This is a genomic window from Chitinophaga sp., from assembly GCF_019236475.1.
Taxonomy (GTDB): domain Bacteria; phylum Bacteroidota; class Bacteroidia; order Chitinophagales; family Chitinophagaceae; genus Chitinophaga.
This window is the reverse complement of the sequence record NZ_JAFAIX010000012.1, coordinates 590,145-610,852: the sequence shown is the minus strand read 5'-3', so window position 1 is coordinate 610,852 and position 20,708 is coordinate 590,145. Positions and strand designations below refer to the sequence as shown.

The window sequence follows — 20,708 nt, the reverse complement described above, 5'->3', positions numbered from 1 at the left end:
AATGCAGGCATCATTAAACATCGCGCTGGTAGGAAATCCGAATAGTGGAAAAAGCTCCCTTTTCAATGTTCTCACAGGTCTGAACCAGAAGGTTAGTAACTTTCCGGGCGTGACGGTTGACAAAAAGACGGGTCATGCAAATATTGCTCCCGGACTTGCTGCCAATGTCATTGATTTACCAGGTACTTATAGTCTGTACCCGAAAAGCGCCGATGAATACGTGACTTATGATGTCCTCATCAATGTAAATGCTACCGAAGCCCCTGACCTGGTGATTATTGTTGCCGATGCCTCCAACCTGAAACGTAATCTCCTCTTCTGTTCTCAGATCATCGACCTGAAAATGCCGGTGATTATTGCCCTTACCATGATGGATATTGCCCGCAAAAAAGGCGTGGAAATCGATCTGGATGGACTGGAAAGAGAGTTGGGAGTGCCCGTGGTGGCCATCAACCCGCGTAAGAATAAAGGGGTAACAGAGTTGAAAAAACTCATCGAGCAGTCTTCCAAAGGCAATCATGCAGTTCCTGCCCGTGATTTTATCAACAATATCGGCCTGGCTAAAGAATCAATCGAAGAAGTAAAAAAATATACTAACTCCAGAAGTGATTATGCTGCACTCCATGTGGCAGTAAACAGCGATGAGTTGAACTTCCTCAATGGTGGTCAAAAACTGGCCATCAAAAATGCACTACAAACCAATCAATTCAACAAAACCAAAGTGCAAGCGGAAGAGATCATGCAACGATATGCCCGCATTAAGCATATCATGAAATCTACAGTGGTAGAAGCTGATCCTTTGCAAAAGCAGCTCCGCTCAGAAAAAATCGACGACCTGCTCCTGCACCGTTTCTGGGGATATGTGATTTTGTTGGTGGTGATGTTCCTGCTATTCCAGAGTATATTCTGGCTGGCAAAGTATCCGATGGACTGGATCGAAGCTGGATTTGGCCAAATGAGCGGCTGGCTGACAAGCGTGCTGCCAAACAATCAAATAACGGATGTATTCATAAATGGTATCCTAGCGGGTGTCAGTGGATTTGCGGTATTCGTTCCGCAGATTGCCATCCTTTTCGGGTTAATCACGATATTGGAAGACAGCGGCTACATGGCGCGTATTAGCTTCCTCACAGATAGATTGATGCGTCAAGTGGGACTGAACGGTAAATCTGTGATGCCCCTTATTAGTGGCGTAGCCTGTGCGGTGCCTGCGATCATGGCCACCAGAACTATCGAAAACAAAAAAGAAAGACTGATCACTATTTTGGTAACGCCGTTGATGAGTTGTTCGGCGAGGTTGCCTATTTATACGGTAATGATTGCCTTGGTGATACCAGATAAGCGCATATTCGGCATTTTGGGATTGCAAGGATTGGCGATGATGGGATTATATCTCCTTGGCTTCTTCATGGCTATCCTGATAGCAGCGGTAATGAAACTGTTTGTACGGATCAAAGAGAAAAGCTATTTCATCATGGAATTGCCTGTTTATCGGGCTCCCCGTTGGAAGAACGTGGGTATCACCATGTTGGAAAAATCTAAGATCTTCATTACTGATGCGGGTAAAGTGATTGTGGTGATATCTGTTATTCTCTGGTTCCTGGCTTCTTATGGCCCAACAAAGAGAATGCAACCTATCCATCAAAAGTATGAACAGTTGATGGCAGCGGTGCCGAAGGAGTCGCCACAGGCCGACAGTTTGAATCACCAGTTCCAATCAGAAAAATTATCCAATTCCTACGCAGGTATCCTCGGACATTCCATTGAGCCGGCCATTGCGCCGTTGGGCTTTGATTGGAAAGTGGGCATCGCATTGATTACTTCTTTTGCTGCCCGTGAAGTGTTTGTAGGAACAATGGCTACATTGTATAGCGTAGGAGAGAATCCAAATGATAATAACGCCACTCTACGGGAAAAGATGGCAGCAGCCAAGCGGGCAGATGGTACACCTGTATATACATTTGCAACGGGCATTGCGCTGATGTTGTTCTATGCATTTGCGATGCAATGTATGAGTACCATGGCCATTGTCAGGAGAGAAACCAAATCCTGGAAATTCCCATTGTTCCAATTGGTTTATATGACCGGCCTGGCTTATGTCTTCAGTTTAATTGCTTTTCAGGTCCTCAAATAAATAGCTGCACAGCGTAATAATCATGTACATTGCAAGAAATGTTTCGTGCTATGAAATGGCTGTTACTCTGTGCAAGGGTGTTGCTAACCGCCCCGGCGATAGCTCAGGTGGATTCCACCCATTTAATGAAAGATATACGTACCCTTTCTGCTGACTCCTATGCTGGCCGTAAAACCGGTACTCCAGGAAGTCGCAAAGCCCAGTTCTACATACTTGACAGATTCAAGGAAATCGGGATTTCCGCTTTTCATGACAGTTATGAATATCCTTTCTACTTCAAGGTAGGAGAACGTAACATCATGGGAACCAACCTGTATGGATATATTCCAGGGCAGCTTCCTCAGGCAATTGTGATTTCCGCTCATTATGATCATTTAGGTATAGGGAGACACGAAGCCCCCGCTACCGACAGCATCTACAACGGTGCAGATGATAATGCCTCCGGAATTGGTGGCCTCTTGGCTATTGCCAAGTATTTCAAGGCACATCCGCCCAAACATACCCTGATCTTCCTCGCTACAGATGCGGAAGAAATGGGACTATTGGGTGCAAAAGATTTTGTAGAGCATCCGCCTATTTCAAGAGAGAATATCTTCATGAACCTTAATATGGACATGATTGCCCATAATGATAAGAATGAGCTATATGCCTGTGGACCGGGAGTAGAGCCAGCGCTAAAACCCTATGTGGAAAAAGTAGCTGCTGCCAGCAGCGTAAAACTGATCATTGGGCATGATGCACCTGATGCTGGGCACGACAACTGGATTCCTCAAAGTGATCAATTACCTTTCTACGAAGCGAAAATTCCTTTTATCTATTTTGGAGTAGAAGACCATCCGGATTACCATAAAGTAACAGATGAGTATGATCGGATTAACCACAGTTTTTATTTCCGTTCAGTGAAGACTATACTCGATGTAGTGCGTGAATTAGATCAAAATTGGCAGAAATAAGCCAATTTTCATAAAAAATAAGCAGCGGCGCTTGGTACATCACCAGGCGCCGCCGCTCTTTTTATAAGGTTATTTTTATCGTTTGCTGTAATGGGTTACCATGCCTTTAAACTGGTTGGCCTTGGTAAAGAAGGTTGGGATTTCAGCAGTTCTCAGGCTTTCCGCATAAGCGATACGACCCAGTGCGCTGGCAGGGATACCCTGATCCGTGAGGGCTGCTCGCAACATTGGATCAGAGAAACTACCCCAATCATTGGTATAATCATCCTGCACGTTTACATCCGGCGTGAGGCCATTAAAGTAACTTCCGTTGCCGGCAGAGTTGAGGGATTGCATGTTGATGCAATACATATCATTAACGCCTATACGTACTGCGATAAATCCAACTGGTTTACCATAAGTAGTACGACCCACCAGACGAGGAGTCATGGACGGCAGCAGTACATTGTACAGTAATTCACTAGCAGAAGCAGTATTGCCAGTAACAATGAAAGACAGCTTGGTGATATTCTGTGAACCGGTAGTACCAAAATTAGTTTTAGCATAAGTAGTGGCTTCAGAATAGAAGATATCAGTCCAGTTGTACTGTGGATAATCCGGGAGAGCTTTCATAGAAGAGAAGAGCCAACCAAATTTACCAGCAGTAACATTTGCATTGAACAGAGTAGAGTACATCAGTTTATTCGTCACAGAGGCTGGAGCCAATTTATTGGCCAGGTATTCTGTAGTGGCCACTTCACCACCGCCATTATAACGGAGGTCGATGATCACGTTGGATACACCAGCAGCGGCAAAGCTCTGGAAGATATTATCGAACTGGGACTGTACTACATTCAGGGCAACGAAAGAGTTGAAAACGATATAACCCACCTTCGTACCGTTGAGGGTAAAGATGTTATTATAAAGGATTGGATTCAAATTGTATTGTGCCGCAGTGATGGTGCTGGTTTGGCTTGTGCCATCTGTTTTGGTGAAAACAAAATTAGCAGATGCAGCACCGAAGGCGTTATCCAGCAGCGTATAGGTAGCTTGGTTACCATATTGGAAACTGGAAGTGCCATTGATGGAAGTCACTTTCCAGCCGCGTTTCACCCCTGCAAGATCAGCCGGAGAACCTGGATATACGTATACTACACGCAGTTCAGTGGCAGTTTGGAATCCCACTTGGAAACCCAAATCACCCGCATGTCCGGAAAGTACCTGTGCTACAGTACCATTATCCAGGAAACTGTACTTATCAAGATTGGCTCCGTTGGCGTTCTTTTTGAAGCCTTTCAGGGAGTCAAACATCGTAAATGGAGTGGAGTAGCTATCTGGTTTGAAAGTAGCGGAGTCTGGAACAGCGTCTGTCCAGAGGTAAATATCTTTAAAGACGTCGTATATACTGTCATTGCTGGAGACTACACCAGTACCGGGAGTAGTACCATTGTTGCGGGCCATATCCTTTTTGCAGGCGGCAAACAGGAGGGGCATTAGGGTAAAGGCGGTCAACATCCGCCACATAGATTTTGATTGCATATGTACAATTTAAGCATGAAATTTGGTTTACAGCTAACGTAACAGGTTAAACGATAAAAAAACCTCAACGTTTAATTTTGTCTGAAAGGAATCCTGTTAATATCATTCCCCAGTTCTTCAGGTAAGTTACCGTTGTTTTTGAGGCCCATTGTTACTTTATCTCTCCATTTTGCCTGTGCGGCGGCATTCATTCCGCTATGTGTATCACGGTCGAAGGCATATTGAAACCTGTTCATTTCTTTAAACGCTTCGAGGTATTGATATTGTATAACACTATCATAATCGTCCCGGTTCAATGCGGTTTGTTTTAATCGTTGTTTAAAGCGTTCCACTACCAACCGGGTAATATCAAAATGCAGTTGTTCATGTGCAAGGCCATATTCCGTTTGATAACCGGGTCTTACCCAACTGGCACTTTTAACAAAAAACACCTGTAACAGCAGCGTAATATGCAGGGTATCTTTATATAATCTACTGCTACCCTCATAGGCAAAACTAGTATATGACACTGCTGCACTGGGGCCATTGGGAGATGGAGTACCCTGAAAATCATCCCATTTCAAATGACGATAGGAGGAATAATACAGTGTATCTGAATTTTGGGTATAAGGCTGCTCCTGGAAATGAAAATCCAACTGCACAACTGTACGAGAAGTACGGTTAGCAGTGTGTGGTCGTTCCCCCATTTTAGATGGAAAAAGTAGCACCCAGCATAGTATTACAGAGAGCGATAGCATAGATAATACACCCAGATAAAATTAGGGTTTTTAACAATCCGTTTCGACCGAAACCGCGCTTTTTTCCGTAATTTACGATTCGACCAAAACAATCGCACTATGTACGGCGGAGGATATATTTTTGATGAACCCAACAACAAACAGTTGAGGGAAGAAAAGGTCCATGATGAGCCGGAAAAACTGGCTGCATTCGAAGAACGTATCGCAAGGGGAGAAAAGATAGAACCTGGCGATTGGATGCCTACCGAATATCGCAGACAGCTCATCCGTTTAATTGAACAACACGCTCATTCTGAAATCATTGGCGCATTACCCGAAGGCACATGGATCACCCGGGCGCCAGGCTTCAAACGTAAGCTGGCACTTATCGCTAAAGTTCAGGATGAAATAGGTCATGGTCAGTTGCTGTATAATGCCGCTGAAACCCTGGGCAAAACCCGGGAAGAAATGATCAATGACTTACTCAGCGGAAAATCTAAATATTCCAATGTATTTAATTATCCAGCCAAAACATGGGCGGATGTTACTGTCATTGGTTTCCTGATAGACGCGGCTGCTATTGTGAACCAGGTAGCCAACTCCAAAGGGTCCTATGGTCCTTATTGCAGGGCCTTGGAACGTATCTGCTACGAAGAGAGTTTCCATTTAAAACAAGGACAGGATGCATTTATTGAACTGGCCACAGGAACACCTGATCAGAAAGCCATGTTGCAAGATGCCCTCAATCGTTGGTGGAAACCAATTATGCATTTCTTTGGCCCTCCGGATAAAGCCTCACTGCACAGTGAAAAGCTGATGGAATGGAAAGTGAAAATGGCCAGCAATGATGATATGCGTAATCAATTCCTGGATACCTATGTTCCTAAAATTTGGGAACTGGATATGACATTACCTGATCCGGCATTGCATAAAAATGAGGAAACAGGACGCTGGGAGTACAGCGATCCAGACTGGGATGAGTTTTTCCGCGTTATCAATGGCGGCGGCCCTTGCAATCAAGAGCGTCTGCAAGTACGTAAATGGGCAGAAGAACATGGCAGATGGGTACGTAAAGCCCTTATGCAACCAACGGAAAAGCATGCAATGCCTGTAGCTTAATTTTTTATACATCAACACCAAGAACCAATCATGTCATTAGATCCACGTGTAAACAGATTAAAACTAGGTGATCCTACGGCAGTAATAAAGGTAGAAGCAGGAGAAAACTGGAATGTGTATGAAGTTTTTCACCAAGAGAAAAGAGGCGCTCACCACGAACATGTAGGCTGTGTACACGCACCAGACCCTCAGATGGCCCTGATCTTTGCGAAAGAACAATTTGGCCGACGGAAAAAATGCGTTAACCTATGGGTGGTAAGAAGCGCTGATATCCTGGCTTTTGATTCAGAAGATGAAGATATGTTTGCCACCAATATGGAAAAGACATATCGCGATGCCAGCGGCTTTAAAGTGATGGAGAAAATCAACAAATTCAAACAATCCAAAGGCACTACCAACCATGTTAAATAAAGCACTTACAGACCTCCTCACGAAAATGGCGGACGATGAACTGATTTTAGGTCATCGTAATTCTGAATGGACCGGATTAGGTCCGGTAATGGAAGAAGATATTGCATTTTCCAGTATGGCCCAGGATAAAATCGGTCATGCATGGGCGTTGTATAATATCATGGAAGAAAAGCAACTCATCGGACAATCTGCCGATATGTTCGCTTTCTGCCGTGCTGAAAAGGATTTCAAATGTAGCCACTTGGTAGAATTACCTAATGCTGGCTATGATTTCAGCCTGATGCGGCATTTTCTCTTCGACCATGCAGAGGCGATTAGGTATGAAAGTCTGCAAGACAGCAGCTTTGAACCACTCCAACACCTCAGCAAAAAAGTGAAAGGAGAACTGAAATACCATACCCTTCATGCTAATGCTTGGGTAATGCAACTGGGCAAAGGTGGAGAAGAAAGCTACGACAGGATGCAGACAGCCCTGAATGAAATTATTGGCCTGGCAGCAGGCATCTTTGAGCCTAGCAAAGACTATGAAGATATCCTAATCGCAGAGAAAGTTTATCCAGGTGAAAAGGAACTCTATACTCGTTGGTTGGAGAGTATTTATCCTGTATTGGTAAAATCCTCCTTGAATCTACCTGATATGGCAGGGCTCACACCAGGCTACGGCGGACGTCAGGGGAAACATACTGCCTATCTTGCGCCGTTGCTGAAAGAAATGGGAGAGGTGTTTAACCTAGACGTAGATGCCAACTGGTAATAGCTGTCAGTTAAGAAGCAAAGAAAACCGACATGGTGAGTAAGATTACTATAGAAGATGTTTATAAGTCACTCGAACAAGTGATGGACCCGGAAATCCCCGTATTAAACGTGTTGGAACTGGGTATGATCACTTCCGTTACGATGACGGACAACGGGGCAGAGGTACACATGATTCCCACATTTGCCGCTTGCCCCGCTGTTACCTATATTCAAAGGAATATTCGTGAAAAGCTGGAAGCGGATCTTCATATATCCGTTACTGTTATTGTGGATAAACATATTGCATGGGAGAGCAACCGCATCTCCCCGGAAGCAAAAGAAAAATTAAGCGCCTTTGGAATCGCCCCTCCTCGAAAGGTCCTGAATGGCGTGAGTGAAGAATTATTTGTAGCTGTACCCTGCCCTCACTGCGGAAGTACAGACACTTATCTGCGGGCCCCCTTTGGTTCTACGCTTTGTCGGGCTATCCATTATTGTAAGTCTTGCGGACAGATATTTGAACACTTTAAGCCGCTGGACTAAGCAGGATTGCAGGAAATGCCTATTTTTACACGCATTATTGAGATGCCGATGGCAAATTTATAGATGAATCATGAAGATAGGCTTGTATTTTGGGTCTTTTAATCCTATACACACGGGGCATTTGATAATTGCCAATTACGTTGCGTACAATACTGACTTGGACAAGGTTTGGCTGGTGGTGTCTCCACAAAATCCGCTTAAACCTTCCTCCACGCTGTTAAATGAGCACGACAGATTTCACCTAGTGGAACTGGCAATTAAAGATGAACAAAGGTTGCGAGCCAGCAATATAGAATTTTCATTGCCTCGACCTTCCTTTACAGTGGATACCCTGGCCTACCTGGGTGAAAAATTCCCTACCCAGGAGTTTTGTATCATCATGGGAAGCGATAGCTTCCAAAATCTCCCTCGCTGGAAAAATTATGAACATATCGTTCGGCATTATCCCATTTATGTTTATCGCAGGCCGGGCCATGAAATAAAAGAAACCTACGGCGCACGCCTAGAAGTACTGGACGCCCCCATGTTGGATATATCAGCAACGGATATACGCAAATGGATTAAAGAAGGTAAATCCGTTCGTTTTATGGTGCCAGACAATGTGATTTCCTATATTCAAGAGAATAATTACTATCGCTAATATTTATTGTTGATCTTTCTTGGATTTCATTGATAGTCGCTTTGGAACGATAGGTGCCTCCCGTTTTTTAACCAGGTATTCATTGGAATAGATCTGCAATAACAGGATAAACATAGAAATGAGGAGTGGACCGAAAATCAGGCCTATAAAGCCAAACAAGGAAACGCCTATCAGCACACCGAAAATGGTAATCAATGGATGTACATCCGCGATTTGTTTAGCTAGTAGGAATCGGGCGATGTTGTCGGAAGTACCAACGACAACAAAGCCATAGATCAACACTGCCAATCCCTGGAAAGTGTTGCCAGTAGATAAAATATACACGCCTAGTGGTACATATACCGCCGCGGCGCCTATCACAGGCAACATCGCTGTAAAACAGGTAACAATAAACCAGAAAAACGGCTGAGAAACACCAAAAATTAAATAACCGATCAGGGACACAATCCCCTGGATAATAGCGATCAGCGGGATTCCCACGGCATTGGCTATGACCAGTTTGTTGAATTCCTTACCCAGGAGGTCCACATTTTCGTCTTTCAGTGGAATATATTCATACAGAGCGGCTTCCATCTCCCGTAATTTCACCAGCATAAAAAACAAGATAAAATACATGATGGCGATGGTGGTCAGCGTATTGAAAGTAGCGCCCAGGAATCCGGGGAGGAAGGTGGTGATCGACTCCTGCAATTTTTGAAGTCGTGCATCCGTGATAAGGGTAAAGCCCAACTCTTCGGAGAGCCTGTCGTTCAGCATTTTAGCTTGCTGAATTAGATTAGCCGAGTTCGAAATAGCATAAACTACCCTGGAACTCAGCATGTTAACCAATGCGCCCACAGGCACTAAAATGATGAGAAAGGTAAAAAGCAATAACAGCGATGCAGCCAAACTCTTATTCCAATGATACCGCTCTACAAGCTGGATCATCCATCTACGACAAAGAATATAAAAGGTAATAGCTCCCAAAAATCCGGGAAAGTAAGTATACAGGTTAGTAAACAAAAGTATGGCCAGGAACAAGATCAGCAGGATAAATCCTATCTGTTTCAGTCGGGCATTATCAATATAACTCATAATTTAATTTCGTAAAATTTGAGCTACTTTCAAAGTGTAGCAGGAGGTTACCTTATTGTAAATCGTAAACAAATTTCTATACTGCTTGTTCTTGGAATAATGTTTGTGAGCCATTAGCTACTAATGCTCAAATGATAATTTTCTAATCTTTAAAAAAACTTTGTTATGAGTAGAAGTTCAAAAGCTGTGGTATCATTTATTGTTGGTGCTGCTGTAGGTGTAGCAGTTGGTTATTTCCTCAATTCCGATAAAAAGGATGAACTGGTGGAAAAAATGAAATATCAAGCCGACAAGCTGAAAGATAAATGGAAGAAAAAGAGGGACCATTTCGAAGATGCCCTCGAGAATGAGCTGGCTTAACTCTATTTGATTAAATAAAACTGCATGGAAGAAAATTTCAGCGATTACTTTAAACAAACAGGGAAAGTTGCCAAAGATTACCTCGAAACGAGGCTGGATCTTCTGAAGCTCCAGGCAGCGGGAAAGCTATCAAAAGCACTGGGATTATTTTTCTCGGTACTAATGGCTTTCCTGCTGTTCTTTTTTGTCATTGTGTTCCTGGGAATGTTGGTCGCATTTTGGATTGGTGAAAAATCTGGCAGTTTTACCTTAGGGTTCACCTGTGCCTCCGGATTATTTATTGTATTTTTTGTTGTCATCATATTCTTTCGAAGACAACTGATCGAAAGACCACTATCCAGGCTGCTCATTACTGTACTGATTGATGAAATTGAAGAGCGGGAAGCCGTAAAAGTGAAAGAGAAAAAGGAAAGAAGTCAGGCGGTAACGCCAGCGGATGATGCATACGTTCCTGATGATGAAGCCATAGAACACCCATAACGACGCACGGCATGGCCAAGAAAAAGAAAATACATGGTTTTGATGCACTGGAGCAAGAGATAGCCCGGCTGCAGAAACGTTCCGTAGATCTGGAAGATGTGCTGCTGGAGCGCGTAGATCACTTCCGGGACAACTATAAAAGAATGGCCCTGAATTCCATTATTCCAGGTAGTGGAAAACATACCAGTATGATTAGTGCGGCAGGTAAAGTAGCCAAATTTGCATGGGAAAGTGGTAAGTTCAAGAACTTTGCTACGGGAGCCTTAATCACCGCCCTGGAATTCTTTGGCGTACAACTGGGCATCAAACTGTTTAATAAGTTTGCTAAGAGTCGTAAAGAAAAGAAAGATAACGAACCTGAATTTGAATAAATACGGCTGAAACAAAAATCTGGCGCCAGCCTACCGCGCGAAGCGCGGAACAAAAAAATCGATGCCGAAGGCATCGATTTCAAATTTGGTCACTAGTATTGATACAGTCCTTTGAATGTCAATGTTATATAAGGTTATCCCCAGACTTTCGTACCCTCGCTACAGTTAGCACAGATATCAATATTCTTTCTTGACTCCAGGATCTCACTACGGAAGTGGATATACTCTTTATTATGCCATAAAGCCTTGAAAGATTCTTTTTTCAGGTTGCCTAGGCGGTGTTGTGCGTCTTTATCAAAGCAGCACGGCACTACGAGGCCATCCCAGGTAACAACAGGAGAGTGCCAGAGGCGCCAACAGTGGTTACTGAGTTTGTTTTTGATGCTATAGGTGCCATCTTCGTTGCGATGGTAGCGGGAGTATTTGTCGATCGTAGGAATGAGGCGGTTCCCTTCTTCATAGTCGTATACCTGGGCTGTTTTGAAACGTACCTGGTCTACACCGATTTCCTTTGCCAGTTGTTTGATATCCTCAATCTGGTGTTCATTGGGTTTTACCACCAGGAATTGGAAGAAGACAAAAGGTTTTTTTGAGTTCAGTTCCTTTTTCCATTTCACGATATTCTTGGCGCCCTGGATAACTTTATCCAGATGGCCCCCCACGCGATACTGCGTATATACGTCTTGGGTAGTACCATCGATGGAGATAATCAGGCGATCCAGTCCACTTTCCACCGTTTTTTTAGCATTGGCATCTGTGAGATAGTGTGCATTGGTGGAAGTAGCGGTATAGATACCTTTCTCAGAAGCATACTTGACCATGTCAAGGAAACCTGGATTGAGATATGGTTCTCCCTGGAAATAGAAGATCAGGTACAGCAGTTCTTTATGAATTTCGTCAATGGTTTGCTTGAAGAAATCCTGCTGTAGCATGCCTGTAGGGCGCGTAAAGGCTCTGAGACCGCTCGGACATTCCGGGCAGCGCAGGTTACAGGAAGTGGTAGGTTCGAAAGATATTGAAATAGGATATCCCCATTGAACAGGTTTTCCAGTCCATTTGCTGACGAAATAAGATCCCAGTACTTTTCCGGCGTTTAAAGCGCGGCGGAAAGTGAACTTGGAAAAGAGGTTGAGGCTATCATTCAGGTTAAAATCGGGCATAAATATTCACTTGACCTTTGTAAAAGTACTGTCTTTAATCAAATTATAGCCTATAATTGCTATAAAATTAACGCTGTCAGCAATTACCCAAATTACCTGCAACTAACTGAAATTAAAGTGAAAAGCTTCTGGATTCGAATAATACTGGTGATACTAGTCGTGGCAGGCTGGTATTGGTGGAAAACCAGGGAAGAAAAAATTAAGTTCGTACGATATGATGAATTCGGAATTGATATGCCGGTTAATTACAGGATTCATGGCATTGATGTATCGAAATTTCAAAAGGATATCAACTGGACGGCTGTACGCCAGATGAAGGTTGATAATATTCGTATATCCTTTGCCTTTATAAAGGCTACGGAGGGGATTACCCGTCAGGATGCTTCCTTTAAGCAGAATTGGGACAGAGCAGGGAGAGCGGGACTAATCCGGGGCGCTTACCATTTTTTCTATGCCACCCGCGATCCACTTAAACAAGCCATCAACTTTCAGAACATAGTCGATTTGCAGTCGGGCGATTTACCGCCGGTATTGGATATAGAAACCTCCAATAACCAGCCGGCTGCGGTGATCCGCAGCACGGCCAGGATATGGCTTGAAGAGATGGAAAAAGCGTATAAGGTGAAGCCAATCATCTATACCAACATACATTTCTACGAAACGTATTTGGGCGATGAATTTGATAAGTATCCATTGTGGATAGCGCACTATTACCAGAAAGAAAAGCCTTCTTCTAGTCGAAGCTGGTTATTCTGGCAACACAGTGACATGGGTAGGGTAAACGGTATACGAACAACAGTAGATTTTAATGTCTTTAAAGGAGACAGCGCCGCACTTGCCAAGCTATTAATCCCATAACTTTGTACTATGAACGACGAAAAGCAAGAAGAACCAACGCAGCAGCCAAGTGAGCCCGAATCGGGTAATGGTCTGGATCCGGATAAACCACCGTTCGACATGGACCTGCTGAAGTATTTCATCAAAATCATGCGCACAGTGGTGGTTGGATTCTTCTGGATGATGATCAATGTTTTTCTGGGTTTATATCTTGGTTTTGGCGTACCGGAAGAATCTACTCCCGGCAGAATGCTTTTCTTTTATCCCTGGTTGATCATTTCCCTGGCGGCTTTAATTTATTTTTTCTGGCGTATGTGGCGCAAGAAAGAAAAAGAACCGTGATACTTATTGTCCGCCATTACGATGGCCCAATTCCATTGTCCAGTCTTTATCATATCGTCCTACGCCAATCTCCGTATAGCCGGCGGTCATCATGTTTTTACAATGACTAGGGCTATTTAACCAACCTAACACGACTGCCTGTTCATCCATATTGCCGGTAGCAATATTTTCACCGTATGTATTCCAGCGATATCCGGCTGCATCCAAGCGCATGCCGGGAGTGCTGCCATTAGGCGCATTATGATCGAAATAATTGTTTAAAGCCATATCCTTACTGTGTAGGTAAGCTGCTTTTTCCAGCAGTCCATTCCAAGTGAGTGGGCCTACAGGTGGCATTTGTACGCCGCCGCAATTGCAACCGCGACTTCTTAATCCATTAACGAGTGTCAGCAAGGCTTTACGGTCCACGTGATTTTCAGGTACTGAAGTGGTGTCCACAGCAGTAGGTGTTGGGGGAGTTGGGGCGATGGGTTGAACATCGTTCTGTTTTGTACAGCTCCAAAAAGTGATAACAGCTAAGCAAACAATACTTAAAAATTTCCCGGTCATAACCAGTTGATAAAAGTTATTAAGTGAAATAGATACCGGGTCTTAAACAGGAGTTAGTTAAAATCAATACTTGTTTTTCAGCAGGAAGAGGATAAAATTAGGCCGGTTGATCAGAGGTTATGGGGTAGAATTTTGGTATTATGCTCCGTTAGGAGGGTCCAAAGATAGGACAGATATATGGGACTTTTATCACAGGTTTTGCAAACGTAATGTTAACGATAACTGCGATACACCTACGTATTCACTGCTTTTTATATTAAATTGGTCAGTCCCAAAAGGGAACGCATGTTAAATTTTTAGCAAAAGTTAAACAGAAATATCGGTGAAGGGGAAGCCTGATTATAGTAACTTTGCTGCACCAATTAACAACCATATTTCAATTATATTTTTAAAATCAACAGCTTATGCCCGGATTTGAACTATTTGGACCCGAGGAAAGGAAAGAAATAAATGACATAATGGACACCGGTATCATGATGAGATACGGGTTTGATGGTCCTCGTAAAGGTATCTGGAAAGCGAAAGAACTGGAAGCAGAAATGTGTAAAAGACTGAACGTACAGTATGCACAGTTAGCCTCCAGTGGCACTGCCGCACTGACCACCGCAATGGCCGCTCTGGGCCTGGGTGCCGGCGATGAAGTCATTATGCCTACTTTCACTTTCGTAGCCAGCTTTGAATCTGTATTCTCCGTTGGTGCAACTCCGGTATTGGTAGATGTGGATGATACCCTCACCCTCGACCCTAAAGCCGTTGAAGCTGCCATTACCCCGCGTACCAAAGTGGTAATGCCTGTACATATGTGCGGTGCTATGGCCGATATGGACGCGCTCATGGCGATCTGTAAAAAGCATAACCTGATTTTACTGGAAGACGCGTGTCAATCGTTCGGCGCTACTTATAAAGGCAAAGCGCTGGGTACTATCGGTGATGCGGGTACGTATTCCTTCGACTTTGTAAAAACGATTACTTGCGCTGAAGGCGGCGGTATCGTTACGAATAATAAAGATGTGTACATCAAATGTGATGGTTACACTGACCACGGACATGATCACATCGGCAACGATCGCGGTCTGGAACAACATCCGTTTATCGGTTATAACTATCGTATCTCTGAACTGCACGCTGCTGTGGGCTTGGCACAGATCCGTAAGATCGACAAGTTCCTGGAAATCCAACGTAGCACTAAGAAGATTTTCAAAGATGCACTGTCTACCATCCCTGGCGTGACTTTCCGTCGTTTGCCAGATCCAGCAGGTGATAGCGCTACCTTCCTGTCTTTCTTCCTGCCAGAAGCAGAACAGGCACGCAAAGCGGCAGCAGCTATGAAAGCCGCTGGTCTCGCAGCATTCTACTATTATGATAACAACTGGCACTATATTCGTCAGTGGGATCATTTCAAACAAGGTAAAGTGCTGACGCCATTTGCACCAGGACTGAAACAAGCAATGGAAATCTATAAAACAAAAGAATTCCCTGCTTCCGATGCTATCATCAGCAGGAATATCTCTACACCAATCAACCTCTCTTGGTCTGAAGCTGAGATCAAGGAAAGAGCTGAGAAAATGGTGAATGCAATTAAAAGCGCATTGTAAATACTGGTAAAGGCGTAACCCGGGTAGCGATGCTGCCCGGTTACGCCTTTACACTTAAATATATCGGCATGAAGAAAATAGCGTTGATACCTGCCCGTTATGGCGCTACCCGTTTTCCGGGCAAAATGATGGCTAAACTGGGCGAAAAATCTGTTATCCTCCGCACTTATGAATCCACTGTAAAAACTGGCGTATTTGATGAGGTAATGGTGGTGACAGACAGCGATATCATTTTCCAAGAAATCGTGGGCAACGGCGGTAAAGCAGTGATGAGCAAAAGAGAGCATGAATGTGGTACCGATCGTATCGCGGAAGCAATGGAACTGCTGGATTATGAGATTGTTGTGAATGTGCAGGGAGACGAACCCTTCACCCAAAGAGAACCCCTCGAAAAACTCCTGAAAGTATTTGAAGGCGAAGAAGGAAAGAAAGTACAAGTAGCCTCTCTCATGCAAGTACTTACAGATCAAAAGTCTATCGAAGATCCGAACTATGTGAAAGTAGCGGTAGACAAAAATTCCAATGCTTTATTCTTCTCTCGCAGCGTTATTCCTTATCCCCGCGCTAAAGACATTACATCTGTTTACTACGAACATATTGGTATCTATGCTTTCCGTAAGGAAACATTGATGGCATTTACCAAACTGGAACCAACACCGTTGGAACTGGCCGAAAAAATTGAATGCCTCCGGTACCTGGAAAATGGTATCCCGATGAAAATGGTGGTAACAGAATATATGGGTGTGGAAATTGACACCCCGGAAGACCTGGAAAAAGCTGCAAAACTTTTATAATTAACTAACTAATACGCATATATGAAATTCAGGAATTTTAAAATGGTGGACTATGTGGTTTACGGTAACGGGTGTTTCGACCAGTTAGACGAAATCCTGGCCCCTAAGCGTAATGGCGATGCTCCCATGATTTTCTTCGTGGACATGTATTTCCAGGATAAAAAAGATTTTTTATCCCGCGTTCCTTTGCGCGGTAAGGATAAAATTGTGGTGATTGATGTAACTGACGAGCCTAAAACCAAATATGTTGACCAAATTCGTGATGAACTGAAAGCGGAATTCGGTCAAGTATCCGGTATCATCGGTATTGGTGGCGGTTCTGTGATGGATATGGCGAAAGCTGTGGCCTTGATGATGACCAACCCAGGTTCCTCTGCGGATTACCAAGGATGGGATCTCGTTAAACTGCCAGGCGTATACAAAGTAGGTATTCCTACTATCTCTGGTACTGGTGCGGAAGTTAGTCGCACTTGCGTACTGACAGGCCCTACCCGCAAACTGGGTATGAACTCTGACTTCACTCCATTTGATCAAATCGTGCTGGATCCTTCCCTGACTAAAACAGTGGAACCTAACCAGCGTTTTTATACCGCAATGGATTGCTTTATCCACTGCGTAGAATCATTAACGGGTACTTACCTGAATGCTTTCAGCCAATCTTATGGCGAAAAGGCACAGGAGCTGTGTGAAGAAATTTTCCTGGATAAAGACCAGTGGGATGATGATGCAGATGAAAAACTGATGATGGCTTCCTATGCAGGCGGTATGAGTATCGCTTACAGCCAGGTGGGTGTAGCGCACGCGGTGAGTTACGGTCTGGCTTACCTGTTGGGTACCAAACATGGTATCGGTAACTGTATCGTGTTCGACAAACTGGAAGAATTCTATCCTGAAGGTGTGGAGAAATTCAAGAGAATGGTGAAAAAACACAACATCACTATCCCTCAGGGTATCACCAAAGGCCTGACAGACGAACAATTCGATATTATGATCAATGTATCCCTGGGTATGGCTCCACTGTGGGAAAATGCACTGGGTAAAGACTGGAAGACGATCATGACCGCTGAACGTCTGCGCAAGCTTTACGAAAGACTCTAATCAGATTACGTATAACAGGAATAAAGGCATTCTGTCGTCGACGGAATGCCTTTATTAGTTTAACTTCAGTCTAAAAAAATACCATGGATAACATTGAGAAACTGGGCCAGGAACTGGCACAGGTATTTTTTAGAATAGAAGAGAGAAGAAACCACTGGCATACCATCACCAGGGAGACGGCATTCAATACTTTAAAAGAAATAGCAGCCCGGTTCCCTATGTTCGACTGGGTCGTGGATATAAATGAGGCCTGGCAGAACATGGAATCTGTTTATATCATGTTCAACTATTCTGCTAGTGGTATCGTGGAAAAGAATCCCAGTTCAGTGATTCAGAAAATGAAGAAAGGGGGATTGTTGTCTTTCTCACAATCACGTAACGGGCAGATTGTTACATGGGTAGCCTATCCATTTATTGATGGTATTACACAGGATGGACCGAAAAATGCCACCTTGGAAACTGTTGAACCGGAAGAAATAGACAAAGCTTTCATTATACGATTTGTAGAAAAGTTCCTCGAGGAAATGATTAGTTGGGAGAATGATTCCCGTGAAGAGATAGGATTTATAAAGAAACATCGTTGATACGCAATTACAATGCGCAGCGAAAAAAGAAATTTGTAACAGGAGGAAGATTGTCATGCTAGTACCTTTAATAGCTGCAGGAATTGTTGTTCTCGTTCTTTTGTATCTGTTGTTTGCTGCTCGAAATCAGCAGCAGATATTGGAAGCCCGTCACCAGCAATTGCAAGACAGGGCGGTACAATTGGAGGCCCAGCAATTATATTTTGAAAAAAACATTACCGACAAACAGGCGCAACTGCAAGATGCACAAGACCAACTGGAACGGTTAAACGAAGAATATGCGTTGCAAAAAGGAGATATGGGCCGATTGCTGGAGCAGAATAAATACCTGCAATTACAGTTGTCGGACGAGCGCCAGCGCATGATCCAACAGCAAAATGACGCCAGGCACGAGTTTGAGAGCATGGCGCACCAGTTGCTACAACGTATTTCTGGTAGCTTTATGGAACAGAACCAGTCCAAATTGGATGATCTGTTGAAACCCTTGTCGGAAAAGATCGACAACTTTCGTAGTAGCGTACAACAATCGCTGGTGGCGGAAACCACGCAGCGCACAGAATTGCGCTCTGAACTACAACGATTGCTGCTCCTGAACCAGACCCTCAGTAAAGAAGCCAATAACCTTACCAATGCGCTAAAGGCAGATACCAAGAAACAAGGGAACTGGGGTGAGATCATCCTGGAAAAAGTATTGGAAGCATCTGGCCTAGAAAAAGGTATCCATTATTTCACGCAGGATAGTCGCTATGATGAGGAAGGGCAGCTCCGCAGGCCCGATCTAGTGTTACATCTGCCGGAAGACAGACGTGTGGTCATCGACTCAAAAGTATCCCTGAAAGCATATGAGCAATATTGTAGTGCGGAAGATGATTTTTCCCGACAACAAGCTCTCAAAGCGCATCTGCAATCAGTGAAGAACCATGTGAATGAACTCAGTGCAAAAGCCTATCATTCCCTTTACAACAATACCACGGATTTCGTGATGCTCTTCATTCCTATAGAACCCGCATATGCACTGGCTATTATGCAGCCGGATGAAGACCTATACGACTTTGCTTTTCGTAAAAGGATTATCCTGGTGAGCGTACCTTCTCTGCTGGCTACGCTGCGCGTTATTGAGAACATGTGGAAGCTGGATAAGCAGAATCGTAACGCACAAGAAATTGTACGTCAAGGTGGTGCACTGTATGATAAATTCGTTGGCTTTGTGTCTGATCTGGAAGCTGTAGGCGCCCTCATGGGACGTAGTAGGGATGCCTATGAAGAGGCAATGAAAAAACTCACTAGTGGTAATGGTAACCTGGTAAGTAGGGCGGAGAGAATGCGCAAGCTGGGAGTAGACAGTAAAAAGAAATTGCCTGAAATATATGTGCAAAAGGCTCCGGAAGCGGATAGTCTTCCGGAACCTGAAGACAATTAATATCAATGGCGGGCTGCTTCGGCAGCCTGCCGGCGAGCCATCTGTTCTTCAAAGTTTCTTGGAACATGGAAGAAAGACAGATAAAGTATAGCCACTGACGTTATACCCGCCAGTACGAAGAAAGTCATCGGGAATCTTTCTGAATGATTATGATAGATTAAGGCAGATAGCCATGCGCCCAGGCCAATACCTGCCTCCATCGCAATGTACATGCTCGCTAATGCCCGGCCTTTAAACAGCGGATTGCTGAGATCTACCGTCCAGGCGGTAACTGCTGGAGAGTTCAATCCGGTGGCCATACCATAGAATACAGCCGCTGTGAGCAATATGTATGATTTGGTAGCGAAAGCCAACATCAGCATGGATACCGCCATAATCAAGGACGAGACCTTCAAAATAGGAATACGCCCGTATTTATCAGACACCTTGCCTGCCAGGAAACGAATACCCATAGAGCTGGCAGTATAGAAGGTGAAGAACAATCCCTTATTAGCAATCCCCAAGTAAGTACTGTAATCAGGAATAACCGTCAAAATAGCGCCATAACTGAAGAACGTCAGGAAGGTGACAATAACAGGACCCCATACTAATGGCTCAAAGATTTCATTTCGGTGTATGCGTAGCAGTGAAAGACTGAATGGTTGCTTATTCGGAAGGGTTTCCTTCATCGCGCCCGTAAGAATAGCCACAGACAACAATGCAAACGCCGCAGAGAGCTGGAACATCACGTTGATATTCCATCTAACTGCCACCCAACCTCCAATCGCAGGACCTATTGCCATCCCAATGATAGAGGCCATCCCAATCATTCCCATTGCCTCACCACGACGATTGGCAGGTACTAAGTCGGAAACATAAGCGGAAGTACCGGTAGGCTTAAAACCAGTAGAGAAACCATGAAAGAAGCGCAGTAACAGGAACGCCGCAACAGAGCTCACTAAGGGATACATTAGGCTACAAACCACACATATCAAAGAACCGAATATCATCACGGGTACACGCCCAATGGTATCTGTTAGTTTGCCGCTGAAAGGGCGGGATAAACCTGCCATGAGGGTAAACACACCAATGATATAACCTTTGTAATCTTCACCTCCGAGTTTTGTGAGGTATGCCGGCAATTCCGGTATCATCATGTTGAAGCTGGCGGAGAAAAGGGCATTACTTATACACAGTAGTATAAACTGTAGATTGTAGATTCTTCCTGTCGATTGGTCCATGCCGCAAAATTACAACAATGGTACAATTTTAGTAAGGTATTTGAGCCCCCGGAAT

23 protein-coding genes are annotated in these 20,708 nt (G+C 44.1%); 17 read left to right on the top strand and 6 right to left on the bottom strand.

Translation table 11 applies throughout. The features are described from left to right. The first annotated feature begins 1 nt into the window (after position 1). Together feoB and JO154_RS18730 are read left to right on the top strand one after the other, a co-directional pair. On the top strand, positions 2-2,134 hold the full coding sequence (gene feoB / locus JO154_RS18735; protein WP_291948333.1) for a ferrous iron transport protein B: 2,133 nt from the start codon (positions 2-4) through the stop codon (positions 2,132-2,134). A 50-nt stretch (positions 2,135-2,184) separates the two neighbouring features. Then, complete coding sequence (locus JO154_RS18730; RefSeq protein ID WP_291948331.1) at positions 2,185-3,087, top strand: M20/M25/M40 family metallo-hydrolase; 903 nt, start codon at positions 2,185-2,187, stop codon at positions 3,085-3,087. Positions 3,088-3,162: 75 nt separating this feature from the next. Here JO154_RS18730 and JO154_RS18725 read toward each other — a convergent pair whose 3' ends face one another. Together JO154_RS18725 and JO154_RS18720 are read right to left on the bottom strand one after the other, a co-directional pair. Then, complete coding sequence (locus JO154_RS18725) at positions 3,163-4,605, bottom strand: S41 family peptidase (protein ID WP_291948329.1); 1,443 nt, start codon at positions 4,603-4,605, stop codon at positions 3,163-3,165. Between the two features lie 71 nt (positions 4,606-4,676). Then, positions 4,677-5,291, bottom strand: coding sequence for a hypothetical protein (locus JO154_RS18720; protein WP_291948327.1), 615 nt, complete (start codon positions 5,289-5,291; stop codon positions 4,677-4,679). 150 nt (positions 5,292-5,441) lie between these two features. On the opposite strand from JO154_RS18720, the gene paaA reads away from it, so the two are divergent. The 5 genes from paaA to nadD all read left to right on the top strand — a co-directional run bounded on the left by paaA (position 5,442) and on the right by nadD (position 8,769). Then, entirely contained in the window at positions 5,442-6,440 is a 999-nt protein-coding gene (gene paaA / locus JO154_RS18715; protein ID WP_291948325.1) for a 1,2-phenylacetyl-CoA epoxidase subunit PaaA, read from the top strand. Positions 6,441-6,470: 30 nt separating this feature from the next. Then, a complete protein-coding gene (gene paaB, locus JO154_RS18710; protein ID WP_291948323.1) occupies positions 6,471-6,851 on the top strand; it encodes a 1,2-phenylacetyl-CoA epoxidase subunit PaaB in 381 nt (126 codons plus the stop codon). Further along, a complete protein-coding gene (paaC, locus tag JO154_RS18705; RefSeq protein ID WP_291948321.1) occupies positions 6,841-7,605 on the top strand; it encodes a 1,2-phenylacetyl-CoA epoxidase subunit PaaC in 765 nt (254 codons plus the stop codon). The genes paaB and paaC overlap by 11 nt, the downstream gene beginning before the upstream one ends. A 32-nt stretch (positions 7,606-7,637) precedes the next feature. Further along, on the top strand, positions 7,638-8,129 hold the full coding sequence (gene paaD / locus JO154_RS18700; protein WP_291948319.1) for a 1,2-phenylacetyl-CoA epoxidase subunit PaaD: 492 nt from the start codon (positions 7,638-7,640) through the stop codon (positions 8,127-8,129). Between the two features lie 70 nt (positions 8,130-8,199). Beyond that, on the top strand, positions 8,200-8,769 hold the full coding sequence (gene nadD, locus JO154_RS18695) for a nicotinate (nicotinamide) nucleotide adenylyltransferase (protein ID WP_291948317.1): 570 nt from the start codon (positions 8,200-8,202) through the stop codon (positions 8,767-8,769). A 3-nt stretch (positions 8,770-8,772) separates the two neighbouring features. Here nadD and JO154_RS18690 read toward each other — a convergent pair whose 3' ends face one another. After that, positions 8,773-9,843 carry an AI-2E family transporter gene (locus tag JO154_RS18690; RefSeq protein WP_291948315.1) on the bottom strand — a complete coding sequence of 357 codons (1,071 nt, stop codon included), beginning with the start codon at positions 9,841-9,843 and terminating at the stop codon, positions 8,773-8,775. 165 nt (positions 9,844-10,008) lie between these two features. On the opposite strand from JO154_RS18690, the gene JO154_RS18685 reads away from it, so the two are divergent. Genes JO154_RS18685 through JO154_RS18675 form a run of 3 tightly spaced genes read left to right on the top strand, consistent with a single transcriptional unit; the run spans position 10,009 to position 11,054 of the window. Then, positions 10,009-10,203 (top strand): YtxH domain-containing protein, encoded by a 195-nt coding sequence (locus tag JO154_RS18685; protein WP_111591170.1) that lies wholly within the window; start codon positions 10,009-10,011, stop codon positions 10,201-10,203. A 24-nt stretch (positions 10,204-10,227) separates the two neighbouring features. Next, a complete protein-coding gene (locus JO154_RS18680; RefSeq protein ID WP_291948311.1) occupies positions 10,228-10,683 on the top strand; it encodes a hypothetical protein in 456 nt (151 codons plus the stop codon). An 11-nt stretch (positions 10,684-10,694) separates the two neighbouring features. Next, positions 10,695-11,054, top strand: coding sequence for a hypothetical protein (locus tag JO154_RS18675; protein WP_291948309.1), 360 nt, complete (start codon positions 10,695-10,697; stop codon positions 11,052-11,054). 134 nt (positions 11,055-11,188) lie between these two features. Here the strand turns inward: JO154_RS18675 and JO154_RS18670 are convergent, their stop codons facing one another. Continuing rightward, positions 11,189-12,214, bottom strand: coding sequence for an SPASM domain-containing protein (locus JO154_RS18670; protein ID WP_291948307.1), 1,026 nt, complete (start codon positions 12,212-12,214; stop codon positions 11,189-11,191). 117 nt (positions 12,215-12,331) lie between these two features. Here JO154_RS18670 and JO154_RS18665 point away from each other — a divergent pair, with 117 nt between their 5' ends. Together JO154_RS18665 and JO154_RS18660 are read left to right on the top strand one after the other, a co-directional pair. Next, positions 12,332-13,072, top strand: coding sequence for a glycoside hydrolase family 25 protein (locus JO154_RS18665; RefSeq protein ID WP_291948305.1), 741 nt, complete (start codon positions 12,332-12,334; stop codon positions 13,070-13,072). Positions 13,073-13,081: 9 nt separating this feature from the next. Then, positions 13,082-13,393: a hypothetical protein gene (locus JO154_RS18660; protein WP_291948303.1), complete on the top strand. Its 312-nt coding sequence runs from the start codon at positions 13,082-13,084 to the stop codon at positions 13,391-13,393. 3 nt (positions 13,394-13,396) lie between these two features. Here JO154_RS18660 and JO154_RS18655 read toward each other — a convergent pair whose 3' ends face one another. After that, the gene (locus JO154_RS18655) at positions 13,397-13,942 is read right to left on the bottom strand and encodes a CAP domain-containing protein (protein WP_291948301.1); all 546 of its coding nucleotides are present in this window, start codon (positions 13,940-13,942) and stop codon (positions 13,397-13,399) included. A gap of 458 nt (positions 13,943-14,400) precedes the next feature. Here JO154_RS18655 and JO154_RS18650 point away from each other — a divergent pair, with 458 nt between their 5' ends. From JO154_RS18650 to JO154_RS18630, 5 genes are all read left to right on the top strand, one after another. Continuing rightward, complete coding sequence (locus JO154_RS18650; RefSeq protein ID WP_291948299.1) at positions 14,401-15,537, top strand: DegT/DnrJ/EryC1/StrS aminotransferase family protein; 1,137 nt, start codon at positions 14,401-14,403, stop codon at positions 15,535-15,537. A gap of 68 nt (positions 15,538-15,605) precedes the next feature. Continuing rightward, the gene (gene kdsB / locus JO154_RS18645; protein WP_291948297.1) at positions 15,606-16,331 is read left to right on the top strand and encodes a 3-deoxy-manno-octulosonate cytidylyltransferase; all 726 of its coding nucleotides are present in this window, start codon (positions 15,606-15,608) and stop codon (positions 16,329-16,331) included. Positions 16,332-16,352: 21 nt separating this feature from the next. Next, the gene (locus tag JO154_RS18640; RefSeq protein ID WP_291948295.1) at positions 16,353-17,429 is read left to right on the top strand and encodes an iron-containing alcohol dehydrogenase family protein; all 1,077 of its coding nucleotides are present in this window, start codon (positions 16,353-16,355) and stop codon (positions 17,427-17,429) included. Between the two features lie 83 nt (positions 17,430-17,512). Then, complete coding sequence (locus JO154_RS18635) at positions 17,513-18,013, top strand: hypothetical protein (protein WP_291948293.1); 501 nt, start codon at positions 17,513-17,515, stop codon at positions 18,011-18,013. Positions 18,014-18,068: 55 nt separating this feature from the next. Next, positions 18,069-19,433, top strand: a complete 1,365-nt coding sequence (locus JO154_RS18630; protein WP_291948292.1) for a DNA recombination protein RmuC — start codon at positions 18,069-18,071, stop codon at positions 19,431-19,433. Positions 19,434-19,435: 2 nt separating this feature from the next. Here the strand turns inward: JO154_RS18630 and JO154_RS18625 are convergent, their stop codons facing one another. Beyond that, the gene (locus JO154_RS18625) at positions 19,436-20,653 is read right to left on the bottom strand and encodes an MFS transporter (protein WP_291948290.1); all 1,218 of its coding nucleotides are present in this window, start codon (positions 20,651-20,653) and stop codon (positions 19,436-19,438) included. Positions 20,654-20,708: the final 55 nt, after the last annotated feature.